The sequence below is a fragment of the Streptomyces sp. NBC_01232 genome (genome assembly GCF_035989885.1).
Classification (GTDB): Bacteria; Actinomycetota; Actinomycetes; order Streptomycetales; family Streptomycetaceae; genus Streptomyces.
Genome location: NZ_CP108518.1, coordinates 1887488 through 1905932, shown reverse-complemented (window position 1 = coordinate 1905932; position 18445 = coordinate 1887488). Strand labels below are relative to the sequence as shown.

Genomic DNA, 18445 nt, shown 5'->3' with positions numbered 1-18445 from the left:
GGACGCCGCGGCGGGCCGGTAGGCTCCCCGGAATCGAGCAGGTCGTCGGAGGAGCTCCGTGTCCAAGCTGCCTACTCATGGCTATGCCATGCATCCTCCGCCGGAGCCTTCGACGCCTGAGCCCTCGGCCCCCAGCCGGTTCGGTGCGAGGCATAAGACGATCCTGGGCTGTGGCGGGATGCTGGCGATCGCCTTCGTGCTGGCCTTGATCGCCGCAGCGTGCTCGCCGGGATCCGGGGCGGAGCCGGTGCCGGCCCCGACGGTCACCGTCACGGTCACGGTCACCGCGCAGGCGGCGCCGCCCCCCAGCCCCACCCCGTCGGCCGCGCTCATGCCGCAGGCCGTCGGCGTCAGCTACGCGGACGCGGCCCATCGGATCGAGGCTGCCGGTGGTGGCGCCCCCCAGCTCGCGAGCGCGTACACGGATGTCGACCTGCCTGCCGACCCTGCCGCTTGGCTGGTGTGCTTCCAGAGCCCGGACGAGGGCGTCGCCGTCAAGGCCGGTGAGACGCGTGTGGTGGTGGCGGCGCCGGACGTGAAGTGCCCGGAGAAGGAAGGGACCCGGCTGCGCCCGGAGCCCGCTCCGGCCGCACCCCCCGCTCCCACGCCGGAGGCGAAGCCGAAACCCGAGCCCAGGCGTACGGAGGACGGCGGGGGCGGCAGCGGAGGCAGCGGTACGAGCGGCGGCGGGGGCGCCGGCGGCGTCCAGTTCGGCCGTTCCTGCTCGCCGGTCGGGGCGAGCGCCACCACCGTGGACGGCCGCCCGGCGAAGTGCTTCATGGGCAAGGACGGGCACGCCCGCTGGGGATACCGGAGCTAGGAGCTGGTGCTGTCGCCGCGGACAGGAATGCCCTGGCCGGCCAGGAGGCGGCCCGAGAGCAGGCCGCGGAGGGTGTGGGCGGTGGCCAGGAGCCAGGCGGTCAGCAGGGCCAGGAAGAGGACGGCGGCGAGCCAGGCGAAGGCGGTCAGGCCGGTGTGGCGGGCCAGGCCGGCGGCGCCGGTGACGCAGGTGCCGACGGGAAAGGTCAGGGCCCACCAGGTCATCGCGAAGCCCATGCCACCCCGGGCAGCCCGGACCAGCATGGCCACGGCCAGCGCCAGCCACAGCAGGGCGAAGCCCATCACGGGGACCCCGTAGACGACCGCGAAGGCACCCAGCGCGTCCGCGTAGGCGCCGTCGATCGACTGGGGGGCGACATCGGCGAGCTGGTTGACGGCGGTGGTGGACTGGCCGAGGGGGCCGAGGACCAGGAACAGGGTGGGGGTCAGGACCAGCGGCAGCGGGCCGCCCACGAGCAGCCGCCCGAAGATCAGGGGGAGCATCAGCAGGGTGGCGAGCAGACTGATGCCGAACATGGCGTAGCAGGCGAGCAGCAGGGCCTCGCGCGGCTGGCCGGCGGGCAGGTGGGGTATCAGCAGCGGCCCCGTGGCGGCGGAGACCATCGGGGAGACCAGGGGGAGCAGCCAGACGGGAGTGGCCTGCCCGGGCTCGACCTTGTGCCGTACGACCATCAGGTAGGGCACGGCCACGGCCATGACCAGGCCGATCGCGGTACCGGCGGTGAAGAGCACGGCGTCCACGGCGACGGCGGCGCCGGTCCCGATGAGGTCCTTGCCGACGATGAGGGTGCCGCCGCCGACGGCCAGCAGCGCCATCGAGAGGCAGCCGTAGAAGGGGGCGACGGCCGGGTCCAGGAGGTGGGCGCGGGCCTGGTCGCGGTGGTGGAGCCAGTGCCCGGCGCGGGCCGTGAGCAGGGCGGCGAGGACGGCGGCGGACAGCGCCCAGACGAGCTGGCAGGCCACGCGCTGGCCGGGGAGCTGGTACGGGAGGGTCGCACCGGCGTTGGCGACGATCGCCGTGCCCATGACGGAGGCGTACCAGTTGGGGCCGAGGTGTCGCAGCGCGGGGGCCTTGTGGGCCCGGAGCGCGCGGGAGGTCCGGGCGGGGGATAGCACGAGGGTGGTGGCCATGGATCCAGCCTCGCGGCGGGGCGGACGGGGCGGCAGAGGTCATCTTCCTATGAGGCCATAAACTGATGTTATGGGTAACGACGAGTGGGTTCCGCTGGCACACCGGGTACCGGACCTGGGCGCGCTGGAGCTGCTGCTCGCGGTCGCGCGGGTCGGCAGCCTGAGCGGCGCGGCCCGTCGCCTCGGCATCACCCAGCCCGCGGCGAGCAGCCGGATCCGGGCGATGGAGACCCGGCTCGGCGTGGCCCTGGTGGACCGATCCCCGCGGGGGTCGACGCTGACGGCCGAGGGTGCGCTCGTCACGGACTGGGCCCGGCGGGTGGTGGAGGCGGCGGAAGCCTTTGACGCGGGCGCGCAGGCGCTGCGGGGCCGACGGGACTCGCGGCTGCGGGTGGCCGCCAGCATGACCATCGCGGAGTACCTGCTGCCGGGCTGGCTGATCGCCCTGCGCGGCCAGCGCCCGGACACGGCAGTGTCCCTGCACGCCGGGAACTCGGCGGTGGTCGCCGAGCGGGTGCTCACGCACGAGGCCGACCTCGGCTTCGTCGAGGGGCTCACCGTGCCCGAGGGGCTGGACTCTGTGGTGATCGCCCAGGACCGGCTGGTGGTGGCGGTGGCCCCGGGCCATTCGTGGGCACGGCGGACGCGGGGGGTGGAAGCGGCGGAACTGGCCTCGACCCCGCTGATCCTGCGCGAGCGCGGATCCGGGACGCGGCAGGTCCTCGACGCCGCACTGGCCTCGGCCGGCGGGCTGGCCGCGCCGCTGCTGGAACTGGCGTCGACCACGGCGGTGAAGGCGGCGGCGCTGGGCGGTGCCGGGCCGTGCGTGCTGTCGGAGCTGGCCGTGGTGGACGAACTGGCGGCGCGCCGGCTGGTGGAGGTACCGGTGACGGGAGCGGAGCTCGGTCGGGCCCTCCGGGCGGTCTGGCCCGCGGGCGCCCGCCCGGCGGGCCCGGCCCGTGACCTGCTGTCCCTGACCCGAGGTGGCCAGGGCGTGCCCGCGAAGTAGCGCCGGGCGCCGCGAGCCCGCCCTGATCGACAGGACCTAGGACAGCGGGCGGACCGTGAGGATCTGTTCCGCGTGGCCGACCGGGCCGTCGATGTCGTGCAGGACGCTGCTGGTGAGTCCCTGACCCGACGGGCCGAAGGTGACGGTGGTGTCCAGGCCGGTCCACGGGCCGCTGGGCGGACGGTGCAGGTGGACGGTCAGGTCGAGGTTCGGGAACATCCACGCGGTGGGGTCCTGCTGGACCGCGATGCCGTTCGCCGTGTCCACGAGCGCCATGTACGAGGCGAGGGCACTGACCGGCTCGCCCGCGACCAGGGTGAGGGGTGAGGACACCCAGGCCGCGGTCGTCCGGCCGCGGCGGGACGGGGGTGTCCGGCGTACCTCGATGGAGGAGACGTAGCCGCCGCTCCACTCCTCGTCCATCGCCCAGACGTCGAGTTCCTCCGGGGCGGGCAGCCGCGTGTGGGGGCTGTCGGCCACGGAGGAGGAGTCCAGGGTGGCCAGCAGCCAGGCGCGGGCGCGGACCACGGTACGGCCGCCGATGACCACGCTCGCTTCGAGGAGCTCGATGGTGCGGCCCGGCCGAAGGGTCTCGACGGTGATCCCGCACTCGTCGAGGGCGATGCGGCCGAGGATGTCGTAGCTGATCCGCGCGAGCGCCAACGGTTCGGGCCGCCGCGCCAGGAAAGGTGACTCCCGCACGCGTCCCCCATGAGGAGAAACCCTGATGCGTCTTCGCCATGCCGCGGTCGCCGCTTTCGGCGCCTTCACGCTCCTGCTGACCGTCCCGACCTCGGCCTCGGCGGCCACGGGAGAGTTCCAGTACACGGTCACGGGCCTCGACGGCCGCCCCCTGCCGGTGATCCTGGAAGACCCCGAGAGCCGGGAGTGCATCACGTTGCCCGAGGTCGCCGACCCCGCTGCCAGTTCCCCGGCGCACTCGCCGCGCAACAGGACCACCTCCACGGCGACGGTCTTCACCGAACCCGGCTGCGAAGGGGACTTCTTCACGCTGCGGCCGATCACGGGCCACGGCTCGGCCCGTCTGCACCTGCGGTCGGTCGTCTTCAGCTGAGCCGTACGGGGAGTCGCCGGGCCACCGCCACAGGCCCGGCCGGCGTCAACCCGGGGCTTGGGACCGGGCCTGCAGGCGCTTCGTCAGGAGCGAGCCCACCACGATCAGCGCGACGCCCAGCCACCACATGTTGTCGAAGATCAGGACGGCGATGCCGATCGGTACGAGCAGGCCCGCCAGCGGCACCAGGAAACCCGCCCACCGCGTGGGCTCGGCAGGCAGGCCGGAGGCTTCGCGGACCGCCCGGGCGCGGGCGACGTCCGGGTACCAGACGGTGAACTTCACGGCGGCGACGATCGCCAGGATCTGGATGATCCAGCCGGTCCAGATGTTGTTCGGGTTGTGCAGCACCAGATCGCCGTACGCTCCCGCGGCGGCGGCCACCAGGAAGGCGATGCCCCAGGCCCCGGTGATCATGTAGTTGGTGTGCAGGAAGCCGCGCGTGTGCCAGAGGGACGGATCGACCTGTTCGCGGGCGTACTGGATCGTGAACGGCATCCGGATCGCCATCGAGCCGAAGGCGATCACCGCCAGCGCGATGTTGGCCACCTCGCCCGCGTACGTCTCCAGCCAGCGCAGGGTTCCGTCGTCGACGAGGGCTCCGATGACGGCCATCGACGCGAAGAAGACCACGTCGGCCAGTTCCAGCAGCTTCCAGGAGCTGCCGCGGTTGACCAGGTGGCCCACTGCGATCAGGGCGACCGCCGTGGCGAGGGCCAGTCCGACGGCCAGTTCGAACCGTCCGGGGCCGACCAGCAGCGAGAAGATGATCCACGGCGCCATGCCCACGACCGGGTTGTCCAGGAAACCGGCCACCGGCCCCTTCGCCGTGCGGTGCGCGTCGGTGCTCACCCATCCAGCGTGCGCGCCCGGCTGTCGATGGGCCATTTGTGGCAGCCGCGCCCGGCGCGGGGCTCGGGCGGGGCGGGGGTGCGGGGCCGCGCGGCCGCGGCGCCGGGGAAGGCGCCGGGGCCGCGCGACCGGCGGTCCGTCAGCCCACCGGTACCGCGGTACGCACCGAGGCCGCTTCGACGAGGGCGGACATCACCCGCGTGTCCGTGTCCCGCTCCGGGTGCCACTGGACACCCAGCACCCACCGCTCCGCATCCGGCAGTTCGATCGCCTCCACCGTGCCGTCGACCGCGTGGGCCGAGACGACCAGGCCGCGGCCTAGCCGGTCGACCGCCTGGTGGTGGTAGGTCGGGACCTGAGCCTCCTCGGGGACCAGGTCCGCGTACCGGGTGCCCGCGACCGGCCGGACCGGGTGCCAGGACGTGGCGCCCGGGGTCTCGAAGTGACCGTCGATGTGCTGGATCAGCGTGCCGCCCAGGGCGACGTTCAGCGCCTGCATGCCCCGGCAGATGCCGAGCACGGGCATGTCCGCGTCCAGCGCCGCGGCGATCAGCGCCAGCTCCCAGTGGTCGCGGACCGTGGCGGGGGCGCCCGTACGGGAGTCGCGCGCGGCTCCGTAGTGCACCGGGTCCAGGTCCGGACCGCCCGCGACGACCAGGCCGTCCACCCGGCTCAGCACCTCCGCCGCCGACCCGGGTTCGTCCGGCGGGAGCAGCACGGCCGCGCCGCCCGCCGCCTGGACGAGTTCGTAGTACCCGGTCGGTACGAGGGATGTCGGGAGGTCCCACACGCCGTAGCGGGTGGAATCCTCGACGTAGGTGGTGATGCCGATGAGCGGCCTGGGCACGTTCGTTACCTCCAGCAGGGGGCAGGGCAGGGCAGGAACAGGGTTTCAGTCACGGCTCAGTTCCGCCTCGGCTTCCGCCAGAGCCGCGAACTCCTCCTCCGGGGCCGAGGCCACCAGGTGGTGCCGACTGTAGATCGCGAAGTAGGCGAGGGCGACGGCGTACACGGCCAGCGCGATGAATGCGGCGTCCTTGTCCACCAGGAAGGTGGCGACGAGGGCCGACAGGGCGAGTACGAAGGCCACCGAGGAGGTCAGGACTCCGCCCGGGGTGCGGTACGGGCGCTCCAGGTCCGGCTCCCGGCGGCGCAGCACGATGTGCGACAGCGCCATCAGGGCGTAGGAGATGGTGGCGCCGAACACCGCGATGTTGAGCATGCGGGCTCCGTCGCCGGTGGCCGCGGCCAGGGCGAAGCCGATCGCGCCGGGGATGACGAGACCCAGGTACGGGGCCTTGCGCTTCGAGGTGAGCGAGAGGAAGCGGGGCAGGTAGCCGGCCCGGGAGAGCGCGAAGAGCTGGCGCGAGCCCGCGTAGATGAGCGAGAAGAACGAGGCCACCAGGCCGGCCAGGCCGGCGTAGTTCACGAAGCGGCTCAGCGCGGTCGGGCCGCCGTCCCCTTCCAGGGCCACCACCAGCGGGTTGCCGGCGTCCTTGACGGCGTCGGCGCCCTGGGCGCCGGTCGCGGCGAAGAAGGTGATCAGGGCGAGGAGGGCGAGGATGCCCATGGAGATGGACAGGGCCTTCGGCATGGAGCGGACCGGGTCCTTGGCCTCCTCGGCCGCCAGCGGTACGCCCTCCACCCCGAGGAAGAACCACATGCCGAAGGGGAACGCGGCCCAGATGCCCAGCAGGCCCAGCGGAAGCCAGGAGTTGGAGCCGAAGGCGTTCGCGTCGACGGGGATGTCGTTGAGGCCGGAGGCGTCGAACTCGGTGAAGGCCCCCACCGCGAAGATCAGCAGCGCGGCGACGGCGATCGCGGTCACGACGAGGCTGAAGCGCAGCGCCTCGCCGACGCCCCAGAGGTGGACGCCGATGAAGATGACGAAGCAGCCGAGGTAGACCGGCCAGCTCGAGGTGAGACCGAAGAGGCCGAGGGACTCGACGTAGTCGCCGATGAAGATGACGATCGCGGCCGGGGCCAGGATGTACTCGATCAGGATGGCGGTGCCGGTGAGGAAGCCGCCCCAGGGGCCGAGCGCGCGGCGGGCGAATCCGTAGCCGCCGCCCGCCGTCGGCAGGATCGTGGACAGCTCGGCGAGCGAGAAGACCAGACAGGCGTACATCGCGCCCATCAGGACGGTGGCGATGGCGAGGCCGCCGAAGCCGCCCTTGTCGAGGCCGACGTTCCAGCCGGAGAAGTCCCCGGAGACGACGTAGGCGACGCCGAGGCCGGTGAGGAGCAGCCAGCCGGCGCTGCCGCGGCGCAGCGTCCGGCGCGCGAGGTACTCGTCGGGGCCGTCCCCGCCGTCGGGGGACTTGGTGGGTGCGGGTACGGCGGCGAGCCGTGCCTCGATGTCGTCGGCCATCGTGCGCTCCTGCCTCAGGGCAATGGTTGTGGGGCGTACCTTTGCCTTAGAGGGGCGGAGTGCGCAAGACCTCTGCGTTAAACAGAAGTTACGAATCCCTCCCGGGCCACTTCCCGGGTCGCCCCTCCGGCCCGCCACGGAGCCGCTCAGGCCAGGAAGCCGCGCAGCAGCGCCGCCGTGCCGCAGCAGTGCTCGCGCATGGTCTCGCGGGCCCCGGCCGAATCGCCCGCCAGCACGGCCTCCACCAGCGTGCTGTGCTGCTGCTGGGAGTGCTCCAGGTTCCGCACCAGCAGCGGGATGCAGTCCAGCAGGTCGTTCACGGTGGCCCGGACGGCCGCGTACTGGGCCGTCAGCGTCGCGGACCCGGCCAGTTCGGACAGGGTCAGGTGGAAGAGGGTGTCCTGGCGGCGGTAGTCGGCGAGCGGGGCGTCGTGCGTGGCCGCCAGGGCGCTGAGCAGCCGCTTCGACCCCTCCTCGGTCAGCCCCTGGGAGGCGCACAGTCCGGCCGCCCCCACCTCCAGGACCTCGCGGAACCGCAGGGCGTCCTCGATGTCCACCCCCGCCACGCGCCGGCGCAGCTCCTCCTCGGTGCCTCCGGCCGGGGTGTCGGGGCGGGGCAGCACGAACGTTCCGCCGTACCGTCCGCGCCGGGCCTCCACCAGGCCCTGGTCCTGCAGCACCTTCAGCACCTCGCGCAGGGTGACCCGGCTGATCCCCATCCGTTCCGCCAGTTCGCGCTCGGGCGGCAGTCGTTCGCCGCCCGGCACCAGACCCAGCCGGACGACCTGGAGGATCTGCTCCAGCGCCTCCTCGAAACCGTTGCCCGCCCGCACCTGCCGCAGCACGGGATTCAGTCGTGCGACCGCGTCGCCTTCGCTCGCCGTATCGGTCATCTCGGCCCCTCCCCTTCCCAAGCAATGGTTCTATTCAATACCTTAGGCCTCCTCGGCTCACCGAAGGAGAGATTCCAGTGGTAGACCGCAAGCCGCCGCTCGCGCCCGAGGAGCTCCGCTCCCTCGTCGCCAGCGGTGAGATCGACACAGTCGTCCTGGCCTTCCCCGACATGCAGGGGCGGCTCCAGGGCAAGCGGTTCGCCGCACAGTTCTTCCTCGACGAGGTCCTCGAGCACGGTACCGAGGGCTGCAACTACCTCCTCGCCGTCGATACCGACATGAACACCGTCGACGGCTTCGAGATGTCCTCGTGGGACCGGGGCTACGGCGACTTCGCCATGCACCCCGACCTCGCCACCTTGCGCCGCATCCCCTGGAACCCGGGCAGCGCCTTCCTCCTCGCCGACCTCGCCTGGAACGACGGCTCGCCCGTCGTCGCCGCCCCCCGGCAGATCCTGCGCCGCCAGCTGGAGCGCCTCGCCGAGGCCGGGTACACCGCGATGGTCGGCACCGAGCTGGAGTTCATGGTCTTCCAGGACACCTACGAGCAGGCCTGGAACTCCGGCTACCGCGGCCTGACGCCCGCCAACCAGTACAACATCGACTACTCCGTCCTCGGGACCGGCCGCATCGAACCCCTGCTGCGCCGGATCCGCAACGAGATGCAGGCGGCGGGCCTGATCGTCGAGTCGGCCAAGGGGGAGTGCAACCTCGGCCAGCACGAGATCGCCTTCCGCTACGACGAGGCGCTGACCACCTGCGACCAGCACTCCGTCTACAAGACCGGAGCGAAGGAGATCGCCTCCCAGGAAGGTGTCTCGCTCACCTTCATGGCGAAGTTCGACGAGCGCGAGGGCAACTCCTGTCACATCCACCTCTCGCTTGCCGACACCGAGGGACACAACGCGATGGCCGGGGACGGCCCGGGCGGTATGTCACCGGTGATGCGACACTTCCTGGCCGGCCAGCTGGCCGCGCTGCGCGACTTCTCCCTTCTCTACGCCCCCAACATCAATTCGTACAAGCGTTTCCGGCCGGGATCCTTCGCGCCGACCGCCGTCGCCTGGGGCGTGGACAACCGGACCTGCGCGCTGCGGGTCGTCGGCCACGGCCGGTCCATGCGCTTCGAGAACCGCCTCCCCGGCGGCGACGTCAACCCGTACCTCGCCGTCGCCGGCCTGGTCGCGGCCGGGCTCTACGGCATCGAGAACCGCTTGGAGCTCCCCGAGGCCTGCGCCGGGAACGCGTACACCGCCGACTACGCCCACGTCCCCGCCACCCTGCGCGAGGCCGCCGAGCTCTGGGAGAACAGCGAGATCGCCAAGGCCGCCTTCGGCCCCGAAGTGGTCGCGCACTACCGCAACATGGCCCGCGTGGAACTCGACGCCTACGACTCCGCGGTGACCGACTGGGAGCTGCGCCGCTCCTTCGAACGCCTGTAGCCACCGCACACCACCGAACGAAACTGTGAGGCACCACGTGTCCGATGCGCTGGCCCCCTTCAATCTAAGAGTGTTGAATCCGGCCACCGAGGAAACCGTCGCCATCGTCCCGGCCGCCACACGGGACGATGTCGACGCCGCCGTCGCCCGGGCCGCCGCTGCCCAGCGCGCCTGGGCGGCGGCCGCCCCCGCCGACCGGGCCCGGCTGCTGCGCCGCTTCGCCGCGGTCGTCGACGGCCACATCGAGGAACTGGCACAGCTGGAGGTCCGCGAAGCCGGTCACACCATCGGCAACGCCCGCTGGGAGGCCGGCAACGTACGCGACCTCCTGGACTTCGCCGCCGGGGGAGTGGAACGGCTCTCGGGCCGCCAGATCCCCGTCGCCGGCGGCATCGACATCACCTTCCTCGAACCCCTCGGCGTCATCGGCGTGATCGCCCCGTGGAACTTCCCGATGCCGATCGCAGCCTGGGGCCTGGCCCCGGCCCTCGCCGCCGGCAACGCCGTCATCCTCAAGCCCGCCGAGACCACCCCCCTGACCGCGCTGCGCCTCGCCGAACTCGCCCTCGAGGCCGGGATCCCCGAGCACCTCTTCCAGGTGCTCCCCGGCCGAGGGGACGTCACCGGCGACGCGCTGGTCGAACACCCCGGAATCGCGAAGATCGTCTTCACCGGGTCCACCCGCGTCGGCAAGCAGATCATGGCCAAGTGCGCCGACCGGGTGAAGCGCGTCACCCTCGAACTCGGCGGCAAGAGCCCCAACATCGTCTTCGCCGACGCCGACCTCGAAGCCGCGGCCGCCGCCGCCCCCATGGCCTTCCTCGACAACACCGGCCAGGACTGCTGCGCCCGCACCCGGATCCTCGTACAGCGCTCCGTCTACGACCGCTTCCTGGAGCTCGTCGCCCCCGGCATCGCGGCCGTGACCGTCGGCGACCCGCTCGACGAGAAGACGCAGATGGGCCCGCTGATCTCCCGGACCCAGCTGGAGCGCGTACGGTCCTTCGTCACGGACGACCTCACCGCGATCCGGGGCACCGCCCCCGAGGGCCCCGGCTTCTGGTACCCGCCCACCCTCGTCACGGACGTCGCCCCCACCGCGCCCGTCGCCGCCGAGGAGGTCTTCGGGCCGGTCGCCGTCGTCCTGCCCTTCGAGGACGAGGAGGACGCCGTACGCCTGGCCAACGCGACCGAGTACGGCCTCTCCGGCTCCCTCTGGACCCGCGACATCGGCCGCGCGCTGCGCGTCTCGCGTGCCGTCGCCGCCGGCAACCTGTCCGTCAACTCGCACAGCAGCGTCCGCTACTGGACCCCCTTCGGCGGCTACAAGCAGTCCGGACTCGGCCGCGAGCTCGGACCCGACGCCCTCACCGCTTTCACCGAGACCAAGAACGTCTTCATCAGCACGGAGGCCTGAACCACATGTCGAACGAAGAGATCATCTGCCGCCGCCTGGTCGGCCGCACCGCCGTCATCACCGGAGCCGGCAGCGGCATCGGCCTCGCCACCGCCCGCCGCCTGGCCTCCGAAGGCGCCAACGTGGTCTGCGCGGACATCGACGCGACGGCCGGCAAGGCCGCCGCCGAGGAGGTCGGCGGTCTGTTCGTCAAGGTCGACGTCACCAGCCCCGAGGAGGTCGAGGCGCTCTTCAGGACGGCCTTCGACACCTACGGCTCGGTCGACATCGCCTTCAACAACGCGGGCATCTCGCCCCCGGACGACGACTCCATCCTGACCACCGGCCTGGAGGCCTGGAAGCGCGTCCAGGACGTCAACCTCACCTCCGTCTACCTGTGCTGCAAGGCCGCCCTGCCCTACATGCAGCGCCAGGGCCGCGGCTCCATCATCAACACCGCCTCCTTCGTCGCGATCATGGGCGCCGCCACCTCCCAGATCTCCTACACCGCGTCCAAGGGCGGCGTCCTCGCCATGTCCCGCGAGCTGGGCGTGCAGTTCGCCCGCGAGGGCATCCGCGTCAACGCCCTGTGCCCCGGGCCCGTCAACACCCCCCTGCTGCAGGAACTGTTCGCCAAGGACCCCGAGCGCGCCGCCCGTCGCCTCGTCCACATCCCGCTGGGCCGCTTCGCCGAGCCCACCGAGATCGCGGCCGCCGTCGCCTTCCTCGCCAGCGACGACTCCTCCTTCATCAACGCCACCGACTTCCTCGTCGACGGCGGCATCTCGGGCGCGTACGTGACCCCGCTGTAGGCAGACCCGCACCACCCCCCCCCGCCCCGGCCGGCCGGGCGCCGCAAGGTGCCCGGCCGTTCCGTTGCCCGTTCCATCCCCCCGAAGGAGCAGCATGCAGAGAAAGTGGGCGGCCCCCCTCGCCCTGATGGCGGTCACCGGATCCGGTCTCCTGCTCGCCCCGCCGGCCCAGGCGGGCCACGCACCCTGCCCCCGGGTCACGGTCGGCCCCGGCTGGTACGGGGACAACCGGGCCCGGCTCCAGCAGCTCATCGACCAGTACGGCAACTGCAACCCGTACCGCCCCGGCGGCGCCAGGCCCGTCGCCGTCTTCGACTGGGACAACACCGTCGTCAAGAACGACGTCGGCGACGCCACCATGTTCTGGCTCCTGCGCAACGGCCGGATCCGCCAGCCCGCCGCCGGGGACTGGTCCACCACCAGCCGCCACCTCACCCCCGCCGCCACCGGGGCCCTGGCCGACGCCTGCGCCGCCCTCGCCCGCCCCGGCGCGCCCCTGCCCACCGCGACCGCCGCCGGAACCGCCTGCGCCGACGAGATCAACTCCGTCTACGGAACCGCCGCGACCCGCGCCGGCGCCCCCGCCTTCGCCGGCTGGGACCGCCGCACCACCGACCCCTCGTACGCCTGGCTCGCCCAGCTGATGCAGGGCTGGACCGCCCGCGAGATCCGCGGCTTCGCGGCCGCCGCCCGCACCGAGAACCTCGCCGCGCCCGTCGGCGCCACCCAGCAGGTGGGCAGCGGCACCGCCACCGGCTGGGTGCGCTACTACGACCAGCAACGGGACCTGGTCAAGGGCCTCCAGAGGGCCGGCTTCGACGTGTGGATCAGCTCCGCGTCCCCGCAGCCCGTGGTCGAGGTCTGGGCGAAGGACGTCGGCATCAAGGCCGACCGCGTCATCGGCATCCGCAACACCACCACCCGCGGCGGCAAGTTCACCCCCCACCTCCAGGGCTGCGGATCCGTCCGGGACGGCGCCGACACGATGATCACCTACATCGACGGCAAGCGCTGCTGGATCAACAAGGAGATCTTCGGCGTCCGCGGCGCGGCCGCCGAGAAGGTCCAGCCCGCCGCCCGCCGCCACGTGTTCGCCGCCGGCGACTCCGACACCGACATCTCGTTCCTGCGCGACGCCACCGCCCTGCGGCTCGTCGTCAACCGCAACAAGAACGAGCTCATGTGCCGGGCGTACGACAACAGCGACGGCCGGTGGATCGTCAACCCCATGTTCATCGAACCGAAGAAGCAGAAGACCGACCCCTACCCGTGCGCGACGACCGGCTACGTCGGCCACGACGGCACCAGGGGCCCGGTCCTGCGGGGCGACCACAGCGTCGTCCCCGACCAGAGCGACTCCGTCTACTAGAGGAAGGTCCGACCCTCGCCGCGGTAGGTCGGGACGCTCTCGGTGACCCGGTCGCCCTCGATCAGGTGCAGGGTGTCGAACCGCTCGCACAGTTCGCCCGCCTTGGCGTGACGGAACCAGACCCGGTCGCCGATCAGCAGATCGTCGGCCGGGCTCCCCAGCAACGGGGTCTGCACCTCGCCCGCGCCCTCCTGGGGGTCGTAGGCCAGCCCCTGCGGCAGGTACGGCACCGGGAGCCGGTCCGCCCCCGCCGCACCGGACGCCGGGTAGCCGCCCCCGAGCACGGTCACCACACCCACCCCGGGCCTGCGCACCACGGGCTGGGCGAACAGGGCCGCCGGACGCCCGCTGAACGACGTGTAGTTGTCGAAGAGCCGCGGCACGTACAGGCCCGAACCCGCCGCGATCTCGGTCACCGCGTCCTCCGCGGCCGTCTGCTGCACGCTGCCGGTCCCGCCGCCGTTGACGAACTCCAGATCCGGTACGACGGCCCGCACGGCCCGCACCACCTCGGCCCGCCGCGCCGCCAGCTCCCTGCGGGCGGCGCCCTGCATCAGCCGGATCGCCCGGGACCGCAGCGGGCGGCCGGCCAGCGCGTCCCCGACCCCGGCGACATGGCCCTCGTACGCCATCAGCCCCACGACCCGGAACCCGGGCCGCTCGGTCACGGCCCGAGCCAGGGCGGCCAGCTGGGCGGGCTCGCGCAGCGGCGAGCGGCGGGCCCCGATCCGGACCCGGCCACCGAGCAACTGCAGGGCCGTGTCCAGCTCCAGACAGACCCTGACCTCCTCGCCGCCGCCGTCGCGGGCCGCGTCGATCAGGTCCAGCTGCGCCGGATCGTCCACCATCACGGTGACGGCGCCGGCCAGCTTGGCGTCGCCCGCCAGCTCGGCGAACCCGGCGCGGTCGGCGGAGGGATAGGCGAGGAGCACGTCCTCGAAACCGGACCGGGCCAGCCAGAGCGACTCGGCGAGGGTGTACGACATGATCCCGGCGAACCCGGGCCGGGCGAGCACCCGTTCCAGCAGCGCGCGGCACCGGACCGACTTGCTCGCGACCCGGACCGGCTTGCCGGCGGCGCGGCGGACGAGATCGTCGGCATTGGTGTCGAAGGCGTCGAGATCCACGATGGCCAGCGGCGCGTCCAGGTGCGCGGTCGCCCGGTCGTACCGGGCGCGGTCGGTGGCGGGGGAGTTCATGGGCGGCAGCTTGCCAGAGGTCTGTACCGGTGGGTAGTACTTCTCCGCCCGCCCTTTGCCCGTTTCCCGGGGCACTGCCCCGGACCCCTGCGCCTCAATCGCCGACGGGGCCACAGGCGTCGGCCGACACCCCGGACCGGCAGCGGCCCGGCACCGGAACCCGCCGCGCACCCGCCCCGCGCACCCCCTGCGCCCGACGCCGTAGAGTACGGGCAGGCAGCCGTACGGAACGGGGGGCGGAGCCGCCGGATGACCACGACGACACCGCGGACCTCGATCCTGGGCGAGCCCGAACCGCCCCCGACGCCCCGGCCCCCGCACGGATCCCGCCGCCCCGGACGGGTCCTCGCCGCCGCGCTCTGCGTCCTCCTCGGCGGCGGCCTCGTCGGCGGAGCCGCACTCACCACCTGGGCCGAGCACCGCGCCGCGGGCCGCCCCCTGCCCGCCGACGCCGCCTACCGCAGGGCCGAGTCGCTGTGGCGTGCCGCCCCCGTCGACAGCCTCCTCCCGCCCGTCCTGACCGGCCCCTCCGCCGGCCCCGGCGGAGCCGACCGCACCTGGACCCGGACAGCGCTCGCCCCCGACGCCGAGTGTTCCGCCGCCCTCGCCGCCGACTGGCAGCCCCTGCTGGCCGCCACCGGCTGCACCCGCGTGCTCCGAGCCACCTACACCGACGCCACCCGCAGCTCCCTCATCACCGTCGGCATGGTCTTCACCCCCGCCGACGCCCCTGCGATGGCCGCCCTCAAGGGCCGGATCACCGCCCCGCCGGCCTACGGGTTCGCCGACGCGCAGCGCGCCGCCTGGGCCTCGTCCGTACTCGCCGAGGCCCCCGTCGTCGTCTACACCGTCTCCGCCTTCGCCGACGGCCGTCCTCAGGACGCGCCCCGCCCCGCCGAGGACCTGATGAAGAAGGACGCCACGGGCGCCGCAGCCCAGGCCGGCCTCGGCCACGAGGCCCGGGCGGTCGCCGACCGCATCGGCCACGCCGTCGCCTTGCTCGCCGCCCCGCCCGCCACACCCGCGGCGACCGCCACAGCCGCACCCACCCCGGAGTCCACCCGATGATCCGCAGGGCCCTCGGGCAGGCGGCCACCGCCCTGCTCGCCGCGACCCTCCTCGTGCCCGCCACCGCGACCCCCGCCGCCGCCGACAACATCCGCGACCGCCAGTGGGGCCTGCTCGCGCTGCGCGCCGAGGAGGCCTGGGGCACCACCCGGGGCGACGGCGTGACGGTCGCCGTCCTCGACACCGGCGTCGACGACGCGCACCCCGACCTCGCCGGCCAGGTCCTGGAGGGCACCGACCTCATCGGCATGGGAGCCGGCCGCGGCGACCGCGCCTGGGCCCGCCACGGCACCGCCATGGCGAGCATCATCGCCGGGCACGGCCACGGCCCCAGCCGCGGCCAGGGCGTCCTCGGCATCGCCCCGCAGGCACGGATCCTGCCCATCCGGGTGATCCTCGAAGAGGGCGACCCGGGCCGTGCCAAGGCACGCGACAGCAAGGGCGGCGCGCTCGCCGAGGGCATCCGGTGGGCCGCGGACCACGGCGCCGACGTGATCAACCTGTCCCTCGGCGACGACAGCGACTCCGCCCACCACGAGGCGGGCGAGGACGAGGCCGTCCAGTACGCCCTCGCCAAGGGCGTGGTCGTCGTGGCCTCGGCGGGCAACGGCGGGGAGGCGGGCGACCGGGTCTCCTACCCGGCGGCCTATCCGGGGGTCATCGCCGTGACCGCGGTGGACCGCCGCGGCAAGAAGGCCAAGTTCTCCACCCGCAACTGGTACGCCACCGTCAGCGCCCCCGGCGTGGACGTCGTCATCGCGGATCCCGACCGCTCCTACTACGAGGGCTGGGGCACCAGCGCGGCGGCGGCCTTCGTCTCCGGCGCGGTGGCCCTCGTCCGGGCCGCGCACCCGGACCTGTCCCCGGCCCAGATCAAGAAGCTGCTGGAGGCGACCGCCGCAGACTCCCCGGCCGGCGGCCGCGACGACGCCCGCGGACACGGCCTCGTCGATCCCGTCGCAGCCCTCCAGGCCGCCGACACGATGCGCCCGGAGGCCGCGGTGCCCGCGCCCGCGGCGGCCGGGAGCACGTATTTCGGTCCCGACCCCGAACCGGCCCGCCCGCCCGAGCGCGGTGCCCGGCTGGGCGCCCCGGCGGCAGCGGTCGCGGGGGCGGCGCTGCTCGTACTGGCCGCCGTACTGGCACGGCGTCCGCGCCGGGGCACCCGGGGCCGCGGCAAGGACCCGTACGCGGCACAGTAGGGTCGGGTAACTGTGGCGAACATGGCGAACAAGAACATTCCCGACCCGGGCTTCTCCGACGACGACGGCTCGGCCGACCCCCGGCTGACCGCGGCCCTGGCCGCCTGGTCCGAGGACCGGGCGAAGGAGCCGGAGGTGCTGGCCGCGCTGAAGGGCGCCCGCCTCCTCGTCCCGGTGGTCGCGGTACTCGGCGAGGTGGAGACCGACCCGGAGACGGGCCTGAAGCGCGAGAAGACCAGCGACATGGCCGTGCCGACCCTGCGGGCGGGCGACCGGCGGGCCCTGCCCGCCTTCACCTCGACCGCCTCGCTCGCGCTCTGGGACCCCGAGGCCCGGCCGGTGGCCGTCCCGCTGCACCAGGCGCTCGCCGCCGCCGCGCACGAGAAGGCCGACACCGTGGTCCTGGACCTGGCCGGCCCCGTCACCTACCAGCTGACCGGCTCCGCGCTGCTCGCCCTCGCCGAGGGCCGCACCGACGCGGGCCCGCTGGCCGACCCCGCCGTACGGGAGGCCGTACGGGCCGCAGTGGCCGCGGAGCCGGCCGTGCTGCGCGCCCACCTCGGCCCGGGCGGCCCGGACTCCGACGGCACCCTGGCGATCGTGCTGGCCGGGGGTGCGCAGGCGCCCGCGGCGGCCCGGCGCGTCGCCGAGGCGCTGGCGGCGGACACCACCCTGCGGGCCCGGCTGGTCCGCGGCCTGGACCTGGCGCTGCTGCCGCCGGACGCTCCGGCCCCGCCCGGCGAGCCCCTGTTCACCCGCTGACCGCCGCCCCGCCCACCGCCCCGCCGACCAGGAGCAACCCTGTGAGCGATCTTCTGACCCGGATGCGCGGGGCCGTCCCCGAGAACCGGCCGGGGTGCACCGCGCAGGAGATCATGGCGGCCGATCGCGACTTCGTGGAGGCGGTGACCTTCGCGGATCCGGACGAGCTGCTCGCGGTGCTGCGCCAGGTGATCGCCGAGAACTGGATGGGCCTGGCGCCCTGGGCCCGGAACCTGGCCTACCGGATGGTCTGCCTGCAGCGCCCGGACGACGCGGCCCTGCTGCGCGAGGCCGCCGTCGACCTCTACTCCTTCGGGCCCGACTGGGACGAGGAGGCGGCGGAGCTCGAGCGCCGGGCCGACCTGCTCGACCCGCGGGTCCGACCGTAGGACGGGTCCGCGCACGACTGCGGCCGGTGCACCCCTGAGGGGTGCACCGGCCGCAGTCGTCGGTGGTGGTGCTCCGGGACGGGATCAGCCGAAGACGGGACCCGTGAACTTCTCGCCCGGGCCCTGGCCCGGCTCGTCCGGCACGATCGAAGCCTCGCGGAAGGCCAGCTGCAGCGACTTCAGGCCGTCGCGCAGCGGGGCGGCGTGGAAGGAGCTGATCTCGGTGGCGCTCGCGGTGACCAGGCCGGCCAGGGCCGTGATCAGCTTGCGGGCCTCGTCGAGGTCCTTGTGCTCGGAGTCCGGCTTGTCCAGGCCCAGGTTGACCGCCGCGGCGCTCAGCAGGTGCACGGCCACCGTGGTGATCACCTCGACGGCGGGCACGTCCGCGATGTCGCGGGTCATGGTGTCGTAGTCGGGGGCGCCGTCGGCAGCGGGGTCGGTGGGGGGTGTCGCGTCAGTCATGCGCCCCACGATATGCGGTGCGGCGGGCTTGCGGCACGGGTGCTAGTATGTACCTCGACCGGCCGGACACTTCTGTGCCCGGCCCACAAGTGGAGGCTCCGTTCTCCCACCTGACTGCCCTCCGGGGCGGCGGGTCACCGGTCAGGTGGTATCCATCGTTCCGTACGGACGAT

The 18445-nt window shown here is 73.4% G+C and carries 19 protein-coding genes; 11 read left to right on the top strand and 8 right to left on the bottom strand.

All coding sequences use genetic code 11. The features are described 5' to 3' along the window. The first annotated feature begins 178 nt into the window (after positions 1 to 178). A complete protein-coding gene (locus tag OG444_RS09015) occupies positions 179 to 820 on the top strand; it encodes a hypothetical protein (protein ID WP_327261659.1) in 642 nt (213 codons plus the stop codon). Here the strand turns inward: OG444_RS09015 and OG444_RS09010 are convergent. Beyond that, a complete protein-coding gene (locus OG444_RS09010; RefSeq protein WP_327261658.1) occupies positions 817 to 1971 on the bottom strand; it encodes a TDT family transporter in 1155 nt (384 codons plus the stop codon). The genes OG444_RS09015 and OG444_RS09010 overlap by 4 nt on opposite strands. 70 nt (positions 1972 to 2041) lie before the next feature. Here OG444_RS09010 and OG444_RS09005 point away from each other — a divergent pair, with 70 nt between their 5' ends. Further along, positions 2042 to 2980 (top strand): LysR family transcriptional regulator, encoded by a 939-nt coding sequence (locus OG444_RS09005; protein WP_327261657.1) that lies wholly within the window; start codon positions 2042 to 2044, stop codon positions 2978 to 2980. A gap of 36 nt (positions 2981 to 3016) precedes the next feature. On the opposite strand, the gene OG444_RS09000 is transcribed toward OG444_RS09005, so the two are convergent. Continuing rightward, the gene (locus OG444_RS09000) at positions 3017 to 3790 is read right to left on the bottom strand and encodes a thioesterase family protein (protein WP_442810475.1); all 774 of its coding nucleotides are present in this window, start codon (positions 3788 to 3790) and stop codon (positions 3017 to 3019) included. Here OG444_RS09000 and OG444_RS08995 point away from each other — a divergent pair. Beyond that, entirely contained in the window at positions 3708 to 4055 is a 348-nt protein-coding gene (locus tag OG444_RS08995) for a hypothetical protein (RefSeq protein WP_327261655.1), read from the top strand. The two genes, OG444_RS09000 and OG444_RS08995, sit on opposite strands and share 83 nt — an antisense overlap. Before the next feature lie 45 nt (positions 4056 to 4100). On the opposite strand, the gene OG444_RS08990 is transcribed toward OG444_RS08995, so the two are convergent. The 4 genes from OG444_RS08990 to OG444_RS08975 form a co-directional block, all read right to left on the bottom strand. Continuing rightward, entirely contained in the window at positions 4101 to 4907 is an 807-nt protein-coding gene (locus OG444_RS08990; RefSeq protein ID WP_327261654.1) for a hypothetical protein, read from the bottom strand. A gap of 139 nt (positions 4908 to 5046) precedes the next feature. Further along, positions 5047 to 5754, bottom strand: coding sequence for a gamma-glutamyl-gamma-aminobutyrate hydrolase family protein (locus tag OG444_RS08985; RefSeq protein WP_327261653.1), 708 nt, complete (start codon positions 5752 to 5754; stop codon positions 5047 to 5049). A 45-nt stretch (positions 5755 to 5799) separates the two neighbouring features. Beyond that, entirely contained in the window at positions 5800 to 7278 is a 1479-nt protein-coding gene (eat, locus tag OG444_RS08980; protein ID WP_327261652.1) for an ethanolamine permease, read from the bottom strand. Positions 7279 to 7424: 146 nt separating this feature from the next. Continuing rightward, entirely contained in the window at positions 7425 to 8171 is a 747-nt protein-coding gene (locus OG444_RS08975) for a FadR/GntR family transcriptional regulator (RefSeq protein ID WP_327261651.1), read from the bottom strand. Between the two features lie 77 nt (positions 8172 to 8248). Between OG444_RS08975 and OG444_RS08970 the strand changes: the two genes are divergently transcribed. From OG444_RS08970 to OG444_RS08955, 4 genes are all read left to right on the top strand, one after another. Next, complete coding sequence (locus OG444_RS08970; protein ID WP_327261650.1) at positions 8249 to 9613, top strand: glutamine synthetase family protein; 1365 nt, start codon at positions 8249 to 8251, stop codon at positions 9611 to 9613. A gap of 37 nt (positions 9614 to 9650) precedes the next feature. Then, positions 9651 to 11030, top strand: a complete 1380-nt coding sequence (locus tag OG444_RS08965; protein ID WP_327261649.1) for an aldehyde dehydrogenase family protein — start codon at positions 9651 to 9653, stop codon at positions 11028 to 11030. 5 nt (positions 11031 to 11035) lie between these two features. Then, entirely contained in the window at positions 11036 to 11821 is a 786-nt protein-coding gene (locus OG444_RS08960; protein ID WP_327261648.1) for a 3-oxoacyl-ACP reductase, read from the top strand. A 94-nt stretch (positions 11822 to 11915) separates the two neighbouring features. Then, positions 11916 to 13190: a haloacid dehalogenase-like hydrolase gene (locus OG444_RS08955; RefSeq protein ID WP_327261647.1), complete on the top strand. Its 1275-nt coding sequence runs from the start codon at positions 11916 to 11918 to the stop codon at positions 13188 to 13190. Here OG444_RS08955 and OG444_RS08950 read toward each other — a convergent pair. Next, positions 13187 to 14389, bottom strand: coding sequence for an amino acid deaminase/aldolase (locus tag OG444_RS08950; protein WP_327261646.1), 1203 nt, complete (start codon positions 14387 to 14389; stop codon positions 13187 to 13189). The two genes, OG444_RS08955 and OG444_RS08950, sit on opposite strands and share 4 nt — an antisense overlap. 249 nt (positions 14390 to 14638) lie before the next feature. On the opposite strand from OG444_RS08950, the gene OG444_RS08945 reads away from it, so the two are divergent. Genes OG444_RS08945 through OG444_RS08930 form a run of 4 tightly spaced genes read left to right on the top strand, consistent with a single transcriptional unit; the run spans position 14639 to position 17810 of the window. Continuing rightward, positions 14639 to 15457, top strand: a complete 819-nt coding sequence (locus OG444_RS08945; RefSeq protein WP_327261645.1) for a hypothetical protein — start codon at positions 14639 to 14641, stop codon at positions 15455 to 15457. Further along, a complete protein-coding gene (gene mycP / locus OG444_RS08940; protein WP_327261644.1) occupies positions 15454 to 16659 on the top strand; it encodes a type VII secretion-associated serine protease mycosin in 1206 nt (401 codons plus the stop codon). The genes OG444_RS08945 and mycP overlap by 4 nt, the downstream gene beginning before the upstream one ends. Positions 16660 to 16680: 21 nt before the next feature. Then, positions 16681 to 17421 (top strand): SseB family protein, encoded by a 741-nt coding sequence (locus OG444_RS08935; protein WP_327261643.1) that lies wholly within the window; start codon positions 16681 to 16683, stop codon positions 17419 to 17421. A 41-nt stretch (positions 17422 to 17462) separates the two neighbouring features. Next, on the top strand, positions 17463 to 17810 hold the full coding sequence (locus OG444_RS08930; protein WP_327261642.1) for a hypothetical protein: 348 nt from the start codon (positions 17463 to 17465) through the stop codon (positions 17808 to 17810). An 84-nt stretch (positions 17811 to 17894) separates the two neighbouring features. On the opposite strand, the gene OG444_RS08925 is transcribed toward OG444_RS08930, so the two are convergent. Continuing rightward, positions 17895 to 18272, bottom strand: a complete 378-nt coding sequence (locus OG444_RS08925) for a DUF1844 domain-containing protein (protein ID WP_030387119.1) — start codon at positions 18270 to 18272, stop codon at positions 17895 to 17897. Positions 18273 to 18445: the final 173 nt, after the last annotated feature.

What these genes read in the sequence shown, in the direction of transcription:
- OG444_RS09015 (WP_327261659.1), top strand. Translation starts at nt 179, where the DNA reads ATGCTGGCGATCGCCTTCGTGCTGGCCTTGATCGCCGCAGCGTGCTCG.
- OG444_RS09010 (WP_327261658.1), bottom strand. Translation starts at nt 1,971, where the DNA reads ATGGCCACCACCCTCGTGCTATCCCCCGCCCGGACCTCCCGCGCGCTC.
- OG444_RS09005 (WP_327261657.1), top strand. Translation starts at nt 2,042, where the DNA reads ATGGGTAACGACGAGTGGGTTCCGCTGGCACACCGGGTACCGGACCTG.
- OG444_RS08995 (WP_327261655.1), top strand. Translation starts at nt 3,708, where the DNA reads ATGCGTCTTCGCCATGCCGCGGTCGCCGCTTTCGGCGCCTTCACGCTC.
- eat (WP_327261652.1), bottom strand. Translation starts at nt 7,278, where the DNA reads ATGGCCGACGACATCGAGGCACGGCTCGCCGCCGTACCCGCACCCACC.
- OG444_RS08975 (WP_327261651.1), bottom strand. Translation starts at nt 8,171, where the DNA reads ATGACCGATACGGCGAGCGAAGGCGACGCGGTCGCACGACTGAATCCC.
- OG444_RS08960 (WP_327261648.1), top strand. Translation starts at nt 11,036, where the DNA reads ATGTCGAACGAAGAGATCATCTGCCGCCGCCTGGTCGGCCGCACCGCC.
- OG444_RS08955 (WP_327261647.1), top strand. Translation starts at nt 11,916, where the DNA reads ATGCAGAGAAAGTGGGCGGCCCCCCTCGCCCTGATGGCGGTCACCGGA.
- OG444_RS08950 (WP_327261646.1), bottom strand. Translation starts at nt 14,389, where the DNA reads ATGAACTCCCCCGCCACCGACCGCGCCCGGTACGACCGGGCGACCGCG.
- OG444_RS08945 (WP_327261645.1), top strand. Translation starts at nt 14,639, where the DNA reads ATGACCACGACGACACCGCGGACCTCGATCCTGGGCGAGCCCGAACCG.
- mycP (WP_327261644.1), top strand. Translation starts at nt 15,454, where the DNA reads ATGATCCGCAGGGCCCTCGGGCAGGCGGCCACCGCCCTGCTCGCCGCG.
- OG444_RS08935 (WP_327261643.1), top strand. Translation starts at nt 16,681, where the DNA reads ATGGCGAACAAGAACATTCCCGACCCGGGCTTCTCCGACGACGACGGC.
- OG444_RS08925 (WP_030387119.1), bottom strand. Translation starts at nt 18,272, where the DNA reads ATGACTGACGCGACACCCCCCACCGACCCCGCTGCCGACGGCGCCCCC.